18 protein-coding genes and 3 tRNA genes are annotated in these 18,562 nt (G+C 42.5%); 13 read left to right on the forward strand and 8 right to left on the reverse strand.

Going from position 1 to position 18,562, the window contains the following annotated elements:
- Position 1: 1 nt before the first annotated feature.
- Genes RBI_RS13870 through RBI_RS14415 form a run of 3 tightly spaced genes read right to left on the reverse strand, consistent with a single transcriptional unit; the run spans position 2 to position 2,668 of the window.
- Positions 2 to 1,630, reverse strand: a complete 1,629-nt coding sequence (locus tag RBI_RS13870) for an AAA family ATPase (protein ID WP_051706258.1) — start codon at positions 1,628 to 1,630, stop codon at positions 2 to 4.
- 12 nt (positions 1,631 to 1,642) lie between these two features.
- Complete coding sequence (locus tag RBI_RS01360; RefSeq protein WP_038670489.1) at positions 1,643 to 2,488, reverse strand: DNA adenine methylase; 846 nt, start codon at positions 2,486 to 2,488, stop codon at positions 1,643 to 1,645.
- 18 nt (positions 2,489 to 2,506) lie between these two features.
- The gene (locus tag RBI_RS14415; RefSeq protein ID WP_081855902.1) at positions 2,507 to 2,668 is read right to left on the reverse strand and encodes a helix-turn-helix domain-containing protein; all 162 of its coding nucleotides are present in this window, start codon (positions 2,666 to 2,668) and stop codon (positions 2,507 to 2,509) included.
- 273 nt (positions 2,669 to 2,941) lie between these two features.
- On the opposite strand from RBI_RS14415, the gene RBI_RS01365 reads away from it, so the two are divergent.
- A complete protein-coding gene (locus RBI_RS01365) occupies positions 2,942 to 3,157 on the forward strand; it encodes a hypothetical protein (RefSeq protein ID WP_038670491.1) in 216 nt (71 codons plus the stop codon).
- 10 nt (positions 3,158 to 3,167) lie between these two features.
- Positions 3,168 to 4,052 (forward strand): IS3 family transposase, encoded by an 885-nt coding sequence (locus RBI_RS01370; protein WP_367576857.1) that lies wholly within the window; start codon positions 3,168 to 3,170, stop codon positions 4,050 to 4,052.
- On the opposite strand, the gene dcm is transcribed toward RBI_RS01370, so the two are convergent.
- From dcm to RBI_RS01395, 5 genes are all read right to left on the reverse strand, one after another.
- On the reverse strand, positions 3,949 to 4,581 hold the full coding sequence (gene dcm, locus RBI_RS14420) for a DNA (cytosine-5-)-methyltransferase (protein ID WP_437436333.1): 633 nt from the start codon (positions 4,579 to 4,581) through the stop codon (positions 3,949 to 3,951). The two genes, RBI_RS01370 and dcm, sit on opposite strands and share 104 nt — an antisense overlap.
- 53 nt (positions 4,582 to 4,634) lie before the next feature.
- Positions 4,635 to 4,901, reverse strand: coding sequence for a DUF4314 domain-containing protein (locus RBI_RS01380; RefSeq protein ID WP_038670496.1), 267 nt, complete (start codon positions 4,899 to 4,901; stop codon positions 4,635 to 4,637).
- Positions 4,902 to 5,209: 308 nt separating this feature from the next.
- Positions 5,210 to 5,294 (reverse strand) — tRNA-Tyr (locus tag RBI_RS01385).
- Positions 5,295 to 5,315: 21 nt separating this feature from the next.
- Positions 5,316 to 5,391 (reverse strand) — tRNA-Thr (locus tag RBI_RS01390).
- A gap of 98 nt (positions 5,392 to 5,489) precedes the next feature.
- Positions 5,490 to 5,566: transfer RNA gene (locus RBI_RS01395), tRNA-Pro, on the reverse strand.
- Between the two features lie 391 nt (positions 5,567 to 5,957).
- Here RBI_RS01395 and RBI_RS13875 point away from each other — a divergent pair.
- From RBI_RS13875 to RBI_RS01450, 11 genes are all read left to right on the forward strand, one after another.
- Positions 5,958 to 6,929: a hypothetical protein gene (locus RBI_RS13875; protein ID WP_051706264.1), complete on the forward strand. Its 972-nt coding sequence runs from the start codon at positions 5,958 to 5,960 to the stop codon at positions 6,927 to 6,929.
- A 300-nt stretch (positions 6,930 to 7,229) separates the two neighbouring features.
- A complete protein-coding gene (locus tag RBI_RS01405; protein WP_038672899.1) occupies positions 7,230 to 8,099 on the forward strand; it encodes a substrate-binding domain-containing protein in 870 nt (289 codons plus the stop codon).
- A 205-nt stretch (positions 8,100 to 8,304) separates the two neighbouring features.
- Positions 8,305 to 9,141: a phosphate ABC transporter permease subunit PstC gene (gene pstC / locus RBI_RS01410; protein WP_038672900.1), complete on the forward strand. Its 837-nt coding sequence runs from the start codon at positions 8,305 to 8,307 to the stop codon at positions 9,139 to 9,141.
- Positions 9,142 to 9,146: 5 nt separating this feature from the next.
- The gene (gene pstA / locus RBI_RS01415) at positions 9,147 to 9,992 is read left to right on the forward strand and encodes a phosphate ABC transporter permease PstA (protein WP_038670498.1); all 846 of its coding nucleotides are present in this window, start codon (positions 9,147 to 9,149) and stop codon (positions 9,990 to 9,992) included.
- Between the two features lie 3 nt (positions 9,993 to 9,995).
- On the forward strand, positions 9,996 to 10,751 hold the full coding sequence (gene pstB / locus RBI_RS01420) for a phosphate ABC transporter ATP-binding protein PstB (RefSeq protein ID WP_038670500.1): 756 nt from the start codon (positions 9,996 to 9,998) through the stop codon (positions 10,749 to 10,751).
- Positions 10,752 to 10,787: 36 nt separating this feature from the next.
- Positions 10,788 to 11,447, forward strand: a complete 660-nt coding sequence (gene phoU, locus RBI_RS01425; protein ID WP_038670501.1) for a phosphate signaling complex protein PhoU — start codon at positions 10,788 to 10,790, stop codon at positions 11,445 to 11,447.
- A 159-nt stretch (positions 11,448 to 11,606) separates the two neighbouring features.
- The gene (locus RBI_RS01430) at positions 11,607 to 13,388 is read left to right on the forward strand and encodes a Na/Pi cotransporter family protein (RefSeq protein ID WP_038670503.1); all 1,782 of its coding nucleotides are present in this window, start codon (positions 11,607 to 11,609) and stop codon (positions 13,386 to 13,388) included.
- Between the two features lie 18 nt (positions 13,389 to 13,406).
- Positions 13,407 to 14,084 (forward strand): response regulator transcription factor, encoded by a 678-nt coding sequence (locus RBI_RS01435; protein WP_038670505.1) that lies wholly within the window; start codon positions 13,407 to 13,409, stop codon positions 14,082 to 14,084.
- Positions 14,085 to 14,111: 27 nt separating this feature from the next.
- Positions 14,112 to 15,842 (forward strand): ATP-binding protein, encoded by a 1,731-nt coding sequence (locus tag RBI_RS01440; RefSeq protein ID WP_038670506.1) that lies wholly within the window; start codon positions 14,112 to 14,114, stop codon positions 15,840 to 15,842.
- A gap of 231 nt (positions 15,843 to 16,073) precedes the next feature.
- Positions 16,074 to 16,847, forward strand: a complete 774-nt coding sequence (locus RBI_RS01445; protein WP_022287580.1) for a DUF4261 domain-containing protein — start codon at positions 16,074 to 16,076, stop codon at positions 16,845 to 16,847.
- A gap of 283 nt (positions 16,848 to 17,130) precedes the next feature.
- A complete protein-coding gene (locus RBI_RS01450) occupies positions 17,131 to 18,552 on the forward strand; it encodes an MBOAT family O-acyltransferase (RefSeq protein ID WP_038670509.1) in 1,422 nt (473 codons plus the stop codon).
- Positions 18,553 to 18,562: the final 10 nt, after the last annotated feature.

Below are 18,562 nucleotides of genomic sequence, written 5' to 3' on the forward strand. Positions count from 1 at the left end.
ATTAACATTCTTTTTCCATTTTTGCGGCATCACGCTCTGCTATCTGATTTGCATATTCTCTTGATCTGAAATCTGAACCAAATATAGCAAGACCTCTTGATTTAAACTCTGCACAAATGTAAGAAAAACGATTTAATTTATCGCTATCGCACCCTTCAAAAAGTTCCTTATGTTTTGTCTTTGCTGCATCCTCAAATAAATACATAATAACTTTTTCACAGAATAGTGTACTGAATTCTTCATCCTCATGACCTAGTGTGAATAAACACGTTCCGGTAGAATCTTGTGTTTTCATAAAAAATGGTCCCATCAGCTTATCTTCATGAGCTTTTATTCTGTCATTTGACAACTTAGCATTTATCGCACGACGTAAAACATTCCACTCAACGGCTCCGTCGGCAAGATTAAACGTTCCACTTTGACATTCTGTAGCAGTTTTTACACCAGTTGAGGGATCAATATTTACCTTGAATTCTTCATCATCAATGCCAATATAATTAAAGTTCCACCTACGCTTAAATGCTGTATCCATTGGGAATACACCCTGATCCGCACTATTCATAGTTGCGAAAATATACATATTATTTGGAATCGCCAATTTGGAATAAGCGGAAGCTGCACCGCCAAAGTGTTCAGCTAAATATGCCCGTATATCCTCACTTGCGTTTATTGAGTATTCACTTCTTCCGGTATCATCCCTGTCGAGCAATTGAAACATATCGCCAAAAACAGCCGCAGCCTTAGCTCGGTTTAATTCTTCAATAATAAGATAATGTTTGTGAGGGGCTGTGGTTGAAGCATTTTCCAACGCCGCGACAAGCGTTCGCATAAATGGACCAGGAACGAATTTATAAGTTATCATACCACCAACGTCTACTGGCTTATATGTTCCTATAAACTGCGAATACGAATAATCTGAATAAAAGGTTACTCGTTCATAATCATCAGATGAAACATGATGTTCATCTAAGTATTTCTTAAAAAAGTAGCTTTTGCCAGTTCCTGGAGCCCCGAAAGCAATCACATTGCGCTTGTCCCTTTCGTCAAGAGGGGTATAATTAAATGTCACTAATGACGGGATAAAATACGGTCGCATATCAAAAATATTTAGATAATCTGTTACTTCTGCAGGAATTATAGCAGTACCACCATTTGATATTCTGAGAAAAGATGCCTGATATATGCCACAAGCATGATCACCATTATTACAACGAATACAATTAATGGGCGCAGAGGATGCTGCAACTTTCCCATCTAGCCACTCATACATGCTTCTTATGTCCATGCGTCCAGATATAGATGAGACATTGGTTTCAAGCGAAACAATGTACTCAGAGGGGGTTATATGTCCCAAATAAGAAACATACGCTGCTGCCTTACTATATATGGTAAGGAAAAAGAATCGTTTTTTCTCGCTTCGAGCAATGTGATATCCATTTGTAGCGTTATCAGTAAATATCCTAATCTGAGGTCGAGCTCGCTCCGTTCCAGTGATTGAGATATCAGCATATGAAATAATTATTGTTTCTGTTGAGGGTAGTGTAACCTCATCTATGTCCCCAGCTCGATTTACTCTGGGATAGTGAAGTTGATTATCAATATAATTGCGAATAATTTCTGTAGAATTCATAATGTTCTCCTTTTAGTAGTTTGTAACAACAATATGGGAGGCATCTCCTGTAAATCTATTTCTAATATTTACCGAATATCTAATTGGATATTCAGCCACCACATTTTGCCCATAGAGTTCTGTAGTAAGAGGTGTTCTACTAATTACCATTAGTGCTCGACAATTCAAATTATAGAACGCTCCTGCTAACCGTCGTTGTTCAGCTTCATTGAAATCATCTGTTAAATTTCCATATTCATGAAACGTACAATCATATGGTGGGTCTAAGAAAATAAAATCATTCGTTTGTGCCAAGTTGAATACATTCTCAAAATCATCGTTTAGAATGTGCGTTCTTTGGAGCAGATCTCTGTGACCTTCGGTAATAATGTTTACATTAAAATGCTTGTATCGCCCATATGGTACATTATATTGCCCTTGAGCATTAAAACGTAACATTCCCGAATAAGCTGTCTTATTAATGAAATAATATAATGTTGCAGGCAAATATTCCGAAGGGATAATGCTGTTATACATATCTCTTAATCTGTAATAGAGTGGTTCGTTCCCATTTTCTATTCTAATTTCTGGATTGCGCATTTTTTTTGTACTGTATACATCTTCATTATGCTCATAGATTTCATGCAGAGTTTGTAATTCATCCATAACTCGATCATACTGAGTTGCCAGCTGCCTATAGAAATTTATAAGAGGTTCATTTATATCATTGATAATGGCATTGTTGGGTTCCTGTTGAAAAAAGACAGCGCCTCCACCAAGAAAAGGCTCAATGTAAGTATCGTAATCAGCGGGAATAAAATTTATGAATTGGGGGATTTCCCTTCGTTTCCCTCCACGGTATTTGATAATAGCATCCATTGATATTGCTCCTAATTACTATTCTTTTAATTCATTATCATGAACCGACTGGTTTGGCTCTGGTAAAAACTCTACGATATCATCTATCTTACAGTTTAGCACCTGACATATTTTTTCAATCGAATCGAGGGACACATACTCATCACGGTGCATACGTGTTGAAATATTAGTGCCATACATACATTATATCATATCTTTCATACATACATTATATCATATCTTTGTCGAAAAAGCAACCTCAATCCCCGATTTTACGCTATTTCAAACTTCGACTCCACTGGAATCAAAGTACCTCTCAAAAAAGAAAAGAGCCAAGCAGCAAATTCCTCAGCTCCATAATCTTATTCTATCCCCGTAAACATCACCTGATAATTCAGCCCTAATCCTGTATAATAAAACTTGACACATACAAGACAATCAAAGTATAATAAAAAACAAAGGAGTGTGTCATCAATGGGAACAGGAAAACAATATGATGAAGAGTTTAAAAAGCGGGCAATAAAGCTCGCAAGCTTCAGGCAGCAAACAAGCGGATCAAAGAGCTCGAAAAGAAAAACCGTGAGCTTGAAGAGCTTAATGAATTTCTGGAGGAAGCATCTGCTTTTTTCGCTGCGAACCGTCGGAAGTCAGGAAAGAAGAACGGTTAAAGTTCATTTCCAAAAAGACTGATGACGGTAGGATCACAGGAAGGATCAGTTTTTACTGCAAGGCTTTAGAGGTTACAAGACAAGCATTTTACGATCATCTCAGCCATAAAAACGCCCCCTGGAAGTATCAGGCACTTGCAGATGAAATGATGAAGATCCACGAAGAAGACCAATATAATGACTGCTACGGCAGAGAGCGTATGTATCTTGCATTGCAGCAGAGAAAGGATGCCGGGAAAACTGACATTGACATTCCATGTGAAACTACTGTACGCAAGGTCATGGTGCAGATAGGATTGATACACAAGCCTCGCAGAAAGCCAAACGGGATAACCAAAGCTGATCGGCTTGCTCAAAAATCGGATGATCTTCTCAGACGTGATTTTTACGCAGACAGGCCTTTGAAAAAAGCTGTGACCGACATGAGCGAGGTGAAGGCAAAGGATGGAAAGCTCTATGTTTCAGCGATATTTGACTGCTTTGATCTGATGCCGCTGGGGATAGCTATTGAAGATAATATGAGAGCTTCGCTCTGCTGCCATACTCTTGAAAACGCAAACAAATCATATCCTGATATAAAAGGCTGTATCATACATTCGGACAGGGGCAGTCAGTATACAAGCGAAGAGTACCGAGCTGCTGTAAAGAAATATGGGATCATTCAAAGCATGAACAGTGCCGGTGGAAGATGTCATGATAATGCACGCTGTGAAAGTATGTGGGCAAGAATGAAAGAAGAGCTGTTCTACAGCCGTGAGGACAAGCCGGAGAACTACACTATGAAAGAGTTGAAGACCATGATCTGGAGATATTTTATGAGTTACTGGGCCAACAGAAGAATCTGCACCGCCAACGGTGGTCTGCCTCCGGCAGCCCGAAGAAAGCTCTACTATGATCATATCTTTCTCGTTGCATAATTCTTGTTCGAATAAAATGTGTCAAGTGATATTGACAAAACCAAATATACACTCTTTTTCTGGATTGGGGTACACCAAAATCTGCGCTGTTAAGCACTTCCCATACGACATCGTACCCCAATTCATCCAACGTACTAAGGATGGTCGCAAACGTCCTGCCTTCGTTATGCGATAGCAGTCCGGGAACATTTTCAAGGAGCAGATACTTAGGTTTTTTAATGGCGGCAATCCTGGCGATCTCAAAGAAGAGAGTTCCTCGGGTATCGCTGAATCCTTTCCGTTTTCCAGCGATCGAAAAGCTTTGGCAAGGGAATCCTCCGCATATAAGGTCGAGATCGGGCAGTTCGTTAGGGTCGATCTTTCTTGCATCATCGTAATACACCTCGTTTCTTGTATCGTACAACGTTTCGTATGCTTTCTTTGCATATTTGTCTATTTCACAATAACCGACGCACTCAAAACCTCCTGCTTTTTCAAGTCCTGAACGGAATCCGCCGATACCTGCAAAGATATCGAAATATTTTATCATTTACCACGTTCCTTTCTGCAATAAAAAACGGCCAAGCTTTCTTAACTTGACCGTTACATTGACATATTCATTTCTTCTTCCTCGGTTTGTTCCGATCCTTCTCTGATAACGTGAAAATCGTCCACGCCTGGGATCACGCCGAGCGTTCTGCCGTTGTCAAAGATACAATGCAAAGTGCCGATGTCATCAACGTGATCGACCCTGCCAAGAGTACCAGACTCAACAGGGAATGGATCATCATTCATTCTGTTAAGGCAGATGCGAGTCCCTTCGGGATACCGTTCTTTCAGCCATTCTACTTTCTTGTGATCGTAATACATTATATATTCCTCCTTTTTCTACAAATGAAAAAAAGGCTGTTCTATCATCGTCACTTAAATTCGTGACAATAGACAAAACAGCCTTTAAAACTTTGTGAATTTTTTTCATAACAAAACGGCAGGCTCAGAGCAAAATCTGCTCAAAGTCTGCCGTTTTGTTTGACGATGTTTAATTGTTGAGGGTTCAGATCCTTTTTTTACGAAAAAGCATCCACGGTTTTACACCTGAAATTTTTACCCTCAAAACGCAAAAAAAAGCTCGTAAATACGAGCTTTTCGAGGTGTGCATCTATTTTATTGCACAAGTATGGTGGGAGAAGGTGGATTCGAACCACCGAAGCTAGAAGCAACAGATTTACAGTCTGCCCCCTTTGGCCACTCGGGAATTCTCCCATATGAATGAAAACAAAATAATGGAGCTGGTGGACGGACTCGAACCCCCGACCTGCTGATTACAAATCAGCTGCTCTACCAACTGAGCTACACCAGCTTGTATTGCTTGATCTGTCGAACTGACGGTATCTATTATATCATATCTCCAAGCACTTGTCAAGCACTTTTTATTTTGTTTTCATTTTTTTAATAAAGTGGTCGAGGCGACAGGACTTGAACCTGCGGCATCTTGGTCCCAAACCAAGCACTCTACCAAACTGAGTTACGCCTCGTAGTTGACGTTGCACACGGTGGGGAAAAGTCTCCAGCCACGGAAAAGTTCCAAGCTTTGTGTGCCTTGAGCTTCATAGATGTTTCTGTGAAGCATTTGTCTGCGTCATCAGACAGCTTAATTATTATACTCCCCAATGCCCGTTTTGTCAATAGGTTTTTTATCACTTTGTATACTTGCACAATTACACCCTGCTCAAAAGCGACACAAATGTCATTCTTCAACAAATTATACCGTGATATCATACGAAAACATCAAAAATAATGTCCATAAAAGAGCCTTTTTTTAAAAGAATGGTATAATTTGATGATATTTTGGTGAAACCTGTTGATTTTTAAAATGGTTTGTGTTATCATTATATTTAACAGATAATATTCGGGAGGAAAGTAAAAATGAAAACAAAGGAATGTCCTTTTTGCCATAAGGAAATATCCGAAGAAGCAATACTCTGTAAGTATTGCCATAACCTGCTTATAGACGAAAGCACGCCTGTTACGGAAGACAGCAAGCAGGAGGAACAGAATTTCACCTCTGCTGACGATGCTGACAGAACAAGAGTGTTCACAAAGCAGGAGGCACAGGAGTATGAAGAGAAAACAAGAGCCTTTACCGTGCCTAAACAGCCGGAAGAGCCTACAGAGTTTTTCTCCACACCAATAGCTGATAGCCATGATAATAATGACGGCTCTGAGAATTATCAGGATAATTATGATAATGGCGGTTATTCTGACGATGAAAACGATTATTCCGATGATGATACAGAGGATAACGATGACGCTTCCAGAAAGAAGCTCTTTGCAATTACTGCCACTATCACAGTGGGTATACTTGTGGTGGTCATTCTTGCTATAGTTGCAGGCTATAAGATCTTCGGTTTTGGCGGAACAAATAATAAGACCACTACTACTACAAAGCCAAAAACAGCTGTTGCCGCTGATGACGACAGTAAGGGAGGCGTGTTCGTCGATACCGAGAGCAGTGCAGTTTCTGCTGACACAAATACCACTACCTCACAGCCGGCTGACGAAAGCTCAACACCAGCCACCGAAACTTCTGCACCTGATACAGAAACAACGACAACTACCACAACAACTGCCTCAGATACAGAAACTACAACAACTACCACAACTACAGCAGACTCAAAGCCTGACGAAACTACAACAACTACATCAGCCGAGAGCGGAGATTCTGCAAAGGCTGTCGCCGCTATCACAGCTCAGATAGACGGCAAGGTGTCTTCATATGAATACAGAACTGAGGACGCAGGCTTCATGTACTATTACGTCTTTACAGAAGACGGTCATGGCTACAGCGCCGCATATAATAAGGCAGACGGCTCAGTTGTACTTGTACAGAGCTACTGATTTTAAATAGAATATCACCGATTTTACAAAGTGCGTTTTCCTTGTGAGAACGCACTTTTTGTTTATACAAAAGTATTTTACATTGTGCATAGCAGTGTAAAGCCCGTTTTTGTGTGTAAATTCCTTTGCAAACATCTTACAATGACTTTACTTTACTTCGGTTACTGATTTTACAATGCTGATGTATCATAAGTATATCACCTGAATAGAAATAACATGAAGACCTGCACACAGGGTGCAGAGAGAAAAGGTGCAAATCAAAAAGCCCAAAGGGCAAGTATAAGAAAGAGGTTTTATATCATGAAAACAAGAACATCAAAACTGGCAGCGATCTTTACATCAGTTGCACTTGCAGCCACAATGCTCGCAAGCTGCGGAGGAAGCTCAGATAAGATCACAGTTATCTCCCGTGAGGACGGCTCAGGAACAAGAGGCGCATTCATCGAGCTGACAGGTATCGAGGAAAAAGACTCTAACGGCAACAAGACCGATAACACAAAGAAAGACGCTCTTATCTGTAAGTCAACAGACGTTGTGCTTACTCAGGTGTCAGGAGATAAGAACGCTATCGGCTATATCTCATTCGGCTCACTGAACGATACAGTAAAGGCTCTTAAAGTAGAGGGCGTTGAGCCTTCTACGGCAACTATCGAAAGCGGTGATTATAAAATAGTAAGACCTTTCAATATCGCTGTTAAAGACGGACTTTCAGACGCCGCTCAGGACTTTGAGAACTATATCCTCAGCTCAGATGGTCAGGATATCATCGAAAAGGCAGGCTATATAAAGATCGACAAGAGCGCAGCAGCTTACGCTTCAAACAACGCTTCCGGTAAGATAGTAGTCAGCGGTTCATCATCAGTAACACCGGTTATGGAAAAGCTTGCAGAAGCATATCAGAAGGCAAACACAAACGTAACAGTAGACGTTCAGCAGTCAGACTCCTCAACAGGTATCAAGGATGCTATCAACGGCACATCTGATATCGGTATGGCTTCAAGAGATATCTCAGACGACGAGCTTTCACAGGGTATCAAGTCTGTAACTATCGCTCAGGACGCTATCGCAGTTATCGTAAATAAGGATAACGCAGTTGAAGATATCACAATGGACGAGATAAAGGCTATCTATACAGGCTCAAAGACAACATGGTCTGACGAAAGCAAATAAGCTATCAAGTTAATTCTCCATAAAGATTTGCACAAGACAAAACTTTGGGCGGCACAGCAAATTGTCGCCCCCTTTGTCTGAGCAAAAAACAAGTGAAAAATTTTCAGAGGTGATAATTACGTTGACGGAAAACACAGCGGTGTCAGCGAATACAGCCGCTCAGAAGCCAACAGCAAAACAAAGTTCCCACCTGCTTGAGAAAGCGATGAAAGCATTGTTTTTCCTTTGCGCCTGCGTTTCAGTTGCGGCAGTAATAGTAATATGTATCTTCATGTTCGCTAAAGGCTGTCCTGCGATCGCAAAAATAGGTGTTGGAAACTTCCTCTTCGGAACAGACTGGAGCCCAAGAAACGTCCCTGCTTCATATGGTATCTTCCCTATGATAGTCGGCTCTCTCTACTGCACCGCAGGAGCAATAATGATCGGTGTGCCGATTGGACTTTTAACAGCGATATTTATGGCAAAATTCTGTCCTAAAAAGCTTTTCAAGTGGCTCATGCCTCCAATAAATCTTCTTGCAGGCATACCGTCCATTGTATACGGCTTTTTCGGCATGGTAGTTGTAGTTCCTATCATAAGAAACCTTTTCGGCGGAACAGGAAACAGCGTGCTTACAGTTTCCATTATCCTCGGTATCATGATACTTCCTACTATCGTGGGCATGAGCGTGAGCGCACTTAAAGCCGTTCCTGACAGTTACTATGAGGGCGCAGTCGCCCTTGGCGCAACACACGAAAGAGCAGTTGCAACAGTCGTTTTCCCTGCCGCAAAGTCAGGCATACTCGCAAGCGTTATCCTTGCAGTGGGCAGAGCAATAGGCGAAACAATGGCAGTCATCATGATAGCAGGAAACTCCACTATCATTCCACACTCCCTCCTGGACAGCGTCCGTACCCTCACAGGCAATATCGTAATCGAAATGAGCTACGCCGAGGGACTTCACTATGACGCTCTTATCGGAACAGGCGTTGTGCTGTTCGTGTTCATTCTTCTTCTGAACCTTTGCTTTAACCTTGTCACAAACAGAAAGGATAAAGGGTGATAAAAATGTCAGACAGAATGAAAACCTATAAAACACACCCCATGTCATTGGTGTTTAATATCCTAACCAAAATAGCAGTTGTGCTTACCATAAGCGTGTTCGTTCTTATCGTGGGCTATGTGGTGATAAAGGGCGTTCCTTATCTGAAACCGTCCCTCTTCGCAAAGACCTATACCACCGAGAATGTGTCAATGCTCCCCGCTATCGTGAACACCTTTGAAATGCTTCTGGTGTCCCTGGCAATAGCCGCACCTCTGGGCATATTCTGCGCAATATATCTCGTTGAGTATGCAAAGAAAGGCAATAAATTCGTCAGAGTCATAAGACTTACTACAGAAACACTCTCAGGTATCCCGTCCATAGTGTACGGACTTTTCGGAAATATGTTCTTTGTGCTTGCCCTTAACTGGAAGCTCTCCATGCTCTCAGGCGCTTGCACATTGGCAATAATGGTGCTTCCGCTCATAATCCGTTCTACCGAGGAAGCGCTGAAATCTGTAGACGACAGCTTCCGTGAGGGCAGCTACGGACTTGGTGCAGGAAAGCTCAGAACTATCTTCGTTATCGTCCTGCCTCCTTCAATAAGCGGTATCCTCTCAGGCGTTATCCTTGCAATGGGAAGAATTTTCGGCGAAACAGCCGCCCTTATCTATACCGCAGGAACTATCGCCAAGTATGCAGGCCTTACAGACTCAGGACGTACCCTTTCTATCCATATGTATTCACTTTCAAACGAGGGACTTTATATGAACGAAGCAAGCGCTACAGCAGTTGTCCTGCTGGCAGTAGTCCTGCTTCTTAACGGACTTGCGTCCCTTGTTGCCAGAAAGCTTTCCAAAGGAGGAAACTAATAAATGATACAGCCAAAATTGCAGGTGAAAAACTGCGATCTCTTTTATGGAGATTTTCAGGCTCTCAAAAATATAAACTTGTCCATAGCCGAAAAGGAAATAACCGCATTCATAGGCCCTTCAGGCTGCGGAAAATCCACTCTTCTTAAGTCCCTCAACCGTATGAACGACCTTGTAGAGGGCTGTAAGATAACAGGCGATTTTACCCTTGACGGGGAGAATATCTATAAAGATATGGAAATAACCGAGCTTAGAAAGCGTGTGGGAATGGTTTTCCAGAAACCAAACCTCTTCCCGATGTCTATTTACGATAATATCGCATACGGCCCAAGAACTCACGGCATAAAGAAAAAAGCCGACCTTGACGAGATAGTCGAAACAACTCTCCGTCAGGCTTCCGTGTGGGACGAAACCAAGGACAGACTTAAAAAGTCCGCCCTGGGTATGTCAGGCGGACAGCAGCAGCGTATCTGTATCGCCAGAGCACTTGCCGTAAAGCCGGAGGTGCTTCTTATGGACGAGCCTACATCAGCCCTTGACCCTATCTCCACTATCAAAATAGAGGAGCTTGCCACAGAGCTTAAAAAGAATTACACTATCGTTATCGTCACCCATAATATGCAGCAGGCGACCCGTATATCCGATAAAACAGCCTTTTTCCTCCATGGCGAGATAGTCGAGTTCGACGAAACTCAGCGTATCTTCTCCAATCCTAAGGAACAGAAAACTCTCGAGTATATCACAGGACGTTTCGGATAAACGCTTTGGAAATATAGGTGAAAGGAAGAAATATCTATGCGTGCGAATTTTGACAATAAGCTCAGCGAGCTTAATAAAAAGCTGCTTTCTATGGCAGCAATGACAGAGCAGATAATCGCAATGTCAATAAAATCTCTTGAAGAGCAGGATACAAAGCTTGCCCGTGAAACGGTGGAGTTTGACGCCAAGATAAACGAGGCGGAGCGTGAGGTAGAGAGGATCTGTCTTAACCTGCTCTTGCAGCAGCAGCCTGTTTTTGCCGAGGATCTCAGACGTGTGTCCGCTGCACTTAAAATGATAACCGATATCGAGCGTGTTGGCGATCAGTCAGCAGATATTGCAGATCTGAATATCCAGCTTATAAAGAAAAAGCAGAAATGGGATCTTAGCGATATCAGTGAAATGGCAAGAGCCGCCACACAAATGGTGAACGACGCTATCGACGCCTATGTGAACGACGACGAGAACCTCGCCCGAAAGGTCATAAGCTCTGACGATAAAATAGACGAGCTTTTTGTAAAGACCAAGGATAAGATAATCGACGAGATAGCAGCCGATAAGGCAAACGGTGAAAAAGCTATAGATACCCTCATGGTGGCAAAATACTTCGAGCGTATCGGTGACCATGCGGTAAATATCGCAGAATGGGTGGTATTCTCCGTAACAGGCGTCCATAAAACAGAAAGGATCATGTAAAATATCATTATAAAAGGCGGAAATACCGCCTTTTTGCTCTTCTTGTACGATTTTACTCAGATTTTACTCAGCCTGATTTGTTATTTTACAATTATGTTGTATAATGTTCATTGTAAACATTGTAACAATAGTGTAAAATTATTATCAGGGAGTGTCAGTATGACGATTTTTAATGTTCTGACCCTTATAGGCGGTCTTGCAATGTTCCTTTACGGAATGAATGTAATGGGTAACGGGCTGGAAAAACTCGCAGGAGGAAAGCTTGAAAAAATATTTGAAAGGCTCACCTCAAACCCTATCAAGGCAATGTTGCTTGGACTTTCTGTAACAGCGGTCATTCAGTCCTCCTCAGCCACTACAGTAATGCTGGTGGGCTTTGTAAACGCAGGCATCATGAAGCTCCATTCCGCCATAGGCGTTATAATGGGCGCAAATATCGGTACTACCGTAACAGCGTGGATATTGTCTTTGTCAGGACTTAACGGCGACAGCTTTATTATCAATATGCTCAAGCCGTCCTCGTTCTCGCCTATCCTTGCGATAATAGGCGTTGCAATGCTGACGTTCTCAAAAAACGATAAGAAAAAGGATATCGCATCTATACTCGTGGGCTTTGCAGTGCTCATGTTCGGAATGGACTCAATGAGCGGTGCAGTCGCACCTCTTAAAGACGTTCCTGAGTTCGCAGAAGTGCTTCTCTGGTTCAAAAACCCTATTCTGGGCGTTCTTGCAGGCGCACTTCTTACCGCTATCATTCAGTCCTCATCTGCTTCCGTTGGTATCCTTCAGGCTCTCTCAGCCACAGGTGCGATAACCTTCGGCTCAGCGCTTCCTATAATTTTAGGACAGAATATAGGTACTTGCGTAACAGCACTGCTTTCATCAATAGGCACAAGCAAGAACGCAAAGCGTGTGGCAGTCGTACATCTCTATTTTAATATAATAGGAACACTGCTTTTCCTGACAGTGTTCTATCTGCTCAATGCCTTTATCGGCTTCTCGTTCGTTGACGGAGTTGTTGGCGCAAAGGAGATAGCTATTGTGCATACTATATTCAACCTGTCAACATCTATCATACTTCTGCCATTTATCAAAGTCCTTGAAAAGCTTGCCTACCTCACTGTCAAAGACAAAGAGGGGGAGGAAAATAAGAACAATATCGAAGAGCAGTTCAAGCTTCTTGACGAAAGATTTCTCCAGTCACCTTCTTTTGCAGTTGAAAAGTGCAGAGAGCTTACAAACCGCATGGGCGAGATAGCAAAAGAAAGCATAGACATGGCAATGAGCATCTGCGTCGATAAGTACGATAAGGAAAAGGCAGAGCAGATAGCCGCAAATGAAGCAGCTGTCGACCTCTATGAGGATAGACTCGGCACATATCTTGTAAAGCTTTCGAGCCGAGATCTTTCTGCAAAGGATTCTCAGTCAGTTTCAACTATACTTCATGTTATAGGCGACTTTGAGCGTATCTCCGATCACGCCATGAATATGGTGTCCGTTGCCGAGGAAAAACAGCAGAAGGATCTGAATTTCACATCACAGGCAACAGCCGAAGTAAAAGTCATGTGCAGTGCCGTAAGAGATGTTTTGGATATCGCCATGGAAGCCTTTGAAAAGCACGATCTGGAGCTTGCCACAAGAGTTGAACCGCTTGAGGAAGTGGTGGATAAGATAAGAACAAAGCTTAAAAACCGCCATGTCAAAAGGCTTCAGACAGGCGAGTGTACCATAGAAATGGGCTTTGTGTTCTCCGACCTGCTCACAAATTTGGAAAGAGTTTCAGACCATTGCTCAAATATAGCGGTCTGCCTTATACAGGAAAACGACGAAAGCTTTGACGTCCACGAGTATGTTCAGATGCTTAAAAATTCAGGCGAGGGCTTTGACGGACAGGTCAAGCGCTACAGCGAGAAATACGCTCTGCCTGCTAAAGAGTTTTAACGAAAAGGGGTAAGATCTATGGCACTTATATATTGTGTAGAAGACGATGACGGAATAAGAGAGCTTATATCCTGCGCGCTTAAATCAGGCGGATATGAGGTGAAAGCATTTCCAAAAGCAAAACCGTTTTATGAAGAGATAAGAAACAAAGAGCCTTCGCTGGTGCTCCTTGACATAATGCTTCCTGACGAGGACGGATATTCCATACTTTCAAAGCTCAAAAAAGACAGCCACACTCAGGACGTCCCTGTTATAATGCTCACCGCAAAATCAAGCGAGCTTGATAAGGTGTCAGGTCTTGAAATGGGCGCAGACGACTATATAACAAAGCCGTTCGGCGTAATGGAACTGCTTTCAAGAATAAAAGCCGTTTTAAGACGTGCAGGCAAGCAGAACGCCGAAGCCGATGTCATAGAAGAACAGGGCGTATCCCTTGACGCTTCAAGACGTATATGCTCTTATAACGGTCAGGAGGTCGTTTTGACCTATAAGGAATTTGAGCTTTTGATGTATCTTATGCGCCATAAGTCCATAGCCGTGAGCCGTGATAAGCTTATGGAAATGGTCTGGGGCTATGAGTTTGCAGGGGAAACAAGAACTGTTGATATGCACATCAAGACCCTCAGACAAAAGCTTGAATCCGCAGGCTGTACGGATCTTATCAAAACAGTCCGTGGCATAGGCTACAAAATATAAAAATTTTCAGATAAGGAGGAACAGCATATGCAGAAAAAACTCTATAAAGTCATGACGATACTTGTTTCATGTACAGTGCTGTTTTTCCTTTTAGTAGCAGGCTCTCTTGGATATTCTACCTATCAGCGTTTCACTAAAAATGAGCTTAAATCCGCTGCAAAGCTCGTTGCCGCAGGAAACAATAAACCCTCAGAAATGGCTGATATTTTGGAAAGATCAGTAGAATATGATGTCCGTGTCACCTTTATCGACGCACAGGGCAATGTAAAATATGACTCTGAAGCAGATCCCGCCAAAATGGAAAACCACTCCGACCGTGAAGAGTTCAAAGAGGCTATGGCAAATGACGAGGGCGAATTCACAAGATTTTCCAAAACCCTTGGATATACTACATATTATTATGCCATAAAATATGACGGCGGTGTGCTGAGATTTTCTACAGATAAGGAAAACCTTGCAGGGGTGTTCCTTGCAGTGATACCAATGCTGGTGGTGTTCGCAGGAGGAATAATCTTTATCACCACCATAATCTCCATAAAGCTTTCAGAAAGCATGATAAAGCCGATAAATTCCCTTGTAAAACAGCTTGACCTGAGGAACGAGAATATCGGTCAGTTTGAAACGCCTTATGAAGAACTTGAACCTATCATAAAAAATGCGGACGTTCTTATGGGACGAATACATAAGAACATGAATAAAATAAAGGCAGAGAGAGAAAAAATATCACTTATCACTGAAAATATGGTTGAGGGCATGATACTTCTTGACGAGGACATGACAGTGCTTTCGGTAAATAAGAGTGCCTTGAAAATTCTCGGCAACAGCTTTGATCCTACGGAGCATACCAAGATAGACCATATGACAAACGATCAGCAGATCATAGGTCTGCTTGAAGAAGCCAAGGAAAGCGGTGCAGCAAAAGGTATCATCACAGAAAAAAGCCGTTTTTACCGTACCTTTGCAAATAAGGTCTACAGCGAAAATACCCTTGATTTTGGTATCATAATCTTCTTTGTTGACGTAACAGAGGAGATACAAAGCGAGCAGATACGCCGTGACTTCTCAGCCAACGTATCTCACGAGCTTAAAACTCCGCTTACCACCATAAAAGGCTTTGGCGAGCTTCTTGAAAACGGCATTTTCACCAAGGAAGAGGACGTGAAGAAATACGGCGGTATGATATATCGTGAAAGCGAAAGACTTTTGTATCTTATAAACGATATTATAAGGCTTTCCCAGATAGAGGAGCAGGAACACGTTTTAAACGATAAGATAGACCTGCTGAAAACCGCCCATGACGTAGAGGAGATACTCCGTCACAAGGCAGATAATAGAGAGGTCACAATGACCATTGAGGGCGAACCTGTTCAGATATACGGCAATCAGAGCTACATCACAGAACTGTTTTTAAATCTCATGGACAACGCCATAAAGTACAATCATGAGGGCGGAAGCCTGAAAGTAACGGTCGGCATAGAGGACGGCAAAGCCGTGGCAGTGTTCAGCGACACAGGCATAGGTATATCCGACGAACATCAAAGCCGAATCTTTGAACGTTTTTACCGAGTTGATAAAAGCCGTTCCAAGAAGATAGGCGGCACAGGCTTAGGGCTTTCTATAGTAAAGCATATAGTCGCATATCACAGCGGTGAGATATCCCTTGAAAGCGAGCTTGAAAAGGGAACTACCATAACAGTGAAGCTGCCTTTCAACGAGCCTGAAACTCAGCAGGCTGAGGAAACAGCGGTAACAGAATAATAACCACGCCGTTCTGACGAGAAGTCGGAACGGCGTTTTTGTCAGGTACATGGTATACAAATTATTAAGGGGAAGGGCGATAAAGAAAGGACAAAAAAAAATCATCGCCGCAGGCGATACCATAATTCCTCATTCCTCACTCCTCATTCCTCATTTACCTCCCCCTGTTGCATTTTCTCCCCAAGTGTGCTATAATGACCTCAACAGACTTTATCTTATGGAGGTAACAAAATGTCAGAAGAAAACAAAAACGTTCAGGAAACCAAGGACGATAAAAAGGAAGGCAACGTCCTTGCAGGCTTCGTTCTCTACACAGACGCTAACATGGATTGGCTCAGATTTAAAAAGTTTCTGAAAGACGATTGGAACATCGTTCCGCAGGACGATGTAAAAGACAACGCTATGGTATTCAAGGTTGGCGATATGGTGGTCGCTTGCTCACTTATGCCTAACCCAGTTCCTAACAAGGAAGCTGAAAATGCGGCAAAGTATAATATTCTCTGGAAAGAGGGCGCAAACGAGGTCGCTAAGCATCAGGCGCACGTTATGCTCGCTGTAATGAATAAAACAAGCGCTGTTGAGCAGGCTATCCTCTTTGCAAAGGTGGCAAGCTCTCTGCTCAAGCTCGATAACGCTATCGGTATCTATAAAGACCCGACAGTTTATGAGAAGAATTTCTATGTGAACTTTGCTGAAACTATCAAAGACGGCGAGTATCCGATGCCTATTCTTATCTACACAGGTATGTATCTTGCTAAAACAGGTCTTTGCGCTTTCACATCAGGCATGAGATTTTTCGGATATGAGGAAATGGAGATAGTTGACTCTCCAAAACAGCCTAACGACCTGCTTGGATTTTTGCTTTCTATCTCCGAGTATGTGCTTTCTGAGGGCGTTGAGCTTAAAGACGGCGAAACTATCGGCTTCTCTGAGGAGCAAAAGCTCCCTATCACTCTGTCAGACGGCGTGAGCGTTCCGGGCAAGACCCTGAAAATAAAGTATTGATAAATACTATCAATGTTATTGTAGGGGAGCGGTGCAATTTCTGCTTTGCAGAAATCCGACGTCCCGTTTGTGCTTGCCCTTTCAATTTGTAAAGAATAAATTTTCATATTATTCTAAGCCGTACAATTTGTGCGGCTTTTTTTGTGCATAACCGAAAAACTTTCCGCAGACCTCTGTTTTAATTGACTTTTAGTGTGTTCAGTGATATACTTAAATGTGTATCGCCTTTTGTCGGAATAAGCCGACAATGGCTGTTTTATCAATTTTTGTTAGGAGTTTTGTTGTGGTATTTGCAGATCTATTTTTCTTGTATTTTTTCCTGCCTGTGTGCCTGATATGCTATTTTATCACACGCAGTACAGCCATAAGAAATGCAGTGCTGGTGGTGTTTTCACTTATCTTTTACGCATGGGGCGAGCCTGTCTGGGTGAGTATCCTCATAGTTTCCTCCCTTGTGGACTACATAAATGGTCGTGTGATAGAAAAACACCCCGAAGGCTGGCAGGCAAAAGCGGCGCTTGCATGGTCGCTTGTCTTTAACCTTGGAGTGCTGTTCGGTTTCAAGTATACGGCGTTCTTTGTGGAAAATCTCAACAATTGGTTCGGTCTAGGCATACCGGTGCCTAATATCGTTTTGCCTATCGGTATCTCTTTCTATACGTTCCAGACTATTTCCTATACCGTCGATTGCTATTGGGGCAAGGTCAAGCCGCAGAAAAACTTCGGCAGATTTCTTTTGTATGTATCCATGTTCCCACAGCTCGTTGCAGGACCTATCGTAAGATACTCCGTTATCGGCGAGGAGATAAACGAAAGAAAGACCACCGCCAAGGATATCTCCGACGGCTTTTCAAGAATAATCCTCGGACTTGGTAAAAAGGTCATTATCGCAAATAATCTCAGCACCATTGTAACAGCCCTTTTCGGCTCTGCTTCAAACGGCTATGAAAATATAAAGACCCTCTCTGTGGCAGGCACATGGCTTGGCGCAATTCTTGTGGGTCTGTGGTATTATTTTGACTTCTCAGGCTATTCAGATATCGCTATCGGTCTTGGCAGGATATTCGGCTTCCACTTTGATGAGAACTTTAAATATCCTTTTATCTGCAAAACTATCTCAGAGTTCTGGCAGAGGTGGCATATCTCCCTTAGCTCATTTTTCAGAGATTATGTGCTTTATCTCCCTATCTTCGGCAAAAGAAGAAAATACGGAGGACTTTTCCTTGTATGGTTCTGCACAGGACTTTGGCACGGCGCAAGCTGGAACTTTGTTTTCTGGGGACTTTACTATGGAATGTTCATATTCTTTGAAATGCTCATAGGCAAAAAGCGCATGAAGAAAATGCCTGTACCCCTTGCACATATCTATACAAAGCTTGTTATTTTCATAGGCTTTGGAATATTCTATTTTGAGAACCTTGGCTCGCTGGGTACGTTCTTCAAGGCACTTGTTGGAGCAAATGGAAACAAGCTGACCGACACAGTTACACAGCACCTTTTCATGAACAATATCTGGCTTTTTGCAGCGGCAGTGCTTTTCACAATGCCTGTTATACCAAAGATCAAAGAAAAGGCGCTCTCTGCAAATGGTACAGCCTATTTTATGCAGTCAGCAGGTATCCTATGCAATGCGGCGATACTTGTTCTCTCAAGCGTTCTGCTTGTGAACACAACAAACAATCCGTTCTTGTATTTCAGATTTTAGGCAGGTGAAA

The organism is Ruminococcus bicirculans (ex Wegman et al. 2014) (assembly GCF_000723465.1).
Classification (GTDB): Bacteria; Bacillota; Clostridia; order Oscillospirales; family Ruminococcaceae; genus Hominimerdicola; species Hominimerdicola aceti.

Coding starts and splice junctions, on each gene's coding strand:
- RBI_RS13870 (WP_051706258.1), bottom strand. CDS start 1,630: ATGAATTCTACAGAAATTATTCGCAATTATATTGATAATCAACTTCAC.
- RBI_RS01360 (WP_038670489.1), bottom strand. CDS start 2,488: ATGGATGCTATTATCAAATACCGTGGAGGGAAACGAAGGGAAATCCCC.
- RBI_RS14415 (WP_081855902.1), bottom strand. CDS start 2,668: ATGTATGGCACTAATATTTCAACACGTATGCACCGTGATGAGTATGTG.
- RBI_RS01365 (WP_038670491.1), top strand. CDS start 2,942: ATGGGAACAGGAAAACAATATGATGAAGAGTTTAAAAAGCGGGCAATA.
- dcm (WP_437436333.1), bottom strand. CDS start 4,581: ATGATAAAATATTTCGATATCTTTGCAGGTATCGGCGGATTCCGTTCA.
- RBI_RS01380 (WP_038670496.1), bottom strand. CDS start 4,901: ATGTATTACGATCACAAGAAAGTAGAATGGCTGAAAGAACGGTATCCC.
- RBI_RS13875 (WP_051706264.1), top strand. CDS start 5,958: ATGAAAACAAAGGAATGTCCTTTTTGCCATAAGGAAATATCCGAAGAA.
- RBI_RS01405 (WP_038672899.1), top strand. CDS start 7,230: ATGAAAACAAGAACATCAAAACTGGCAGCGATCTTTACATCAGTTGCA.
- pstC (WP_038672900.1), top strand. CDS start 8,305: ATGAAAGCATTGTTTTTCCTTTGCGCCTGCGTTTCAGTTGCGGCAGTA.
- pstA (WP_038670498.1), top strand. CDS start 9,147: ATGTCAGACAGAATGAAAACCTATAAAACACACCCCATGTCATTGGTG.
- pstB (WP_038670500.1), top strand. CDS start 9,996: ATGATACAGCCAAAATTGCAGGTGAAAAACTGCGATCTCTTTTATGGA.
- phoU (WP_038670501.1), top strand. CDS start 10,788: ATGCGTGCGAATTTTGACAATAAGCTCAGCGAGCTTAATAAAAAGCTG.
- RBI_RS01430 (WP_038670503.1), top strand. CDS start 11,607: ATGACGATTTTTAATGTTCTGACCCTTATAGGCGGTCTTGCAATGTTC.
- RBI_RS01435 (WP_038670505.1), top strand. CDS start 13,407: ATGGCACTTATATATTGTGTAGAAGACGATGACGGAATAAGAGAGCTT.
- RBI_RS01440 (WP_038670506.1), top strand. CDS start 14,112: ATGCAGAAAAAACTCTATAAAGTCATGACGATACTTGTTTCATGTACA.
- RBI_RS01445 (WP_022287580.1), top strand. CDS start 16,074: ATGTCAGAAGAAAACAAAAACGTTCAGGAAACCAAGGACGATAAAAAG.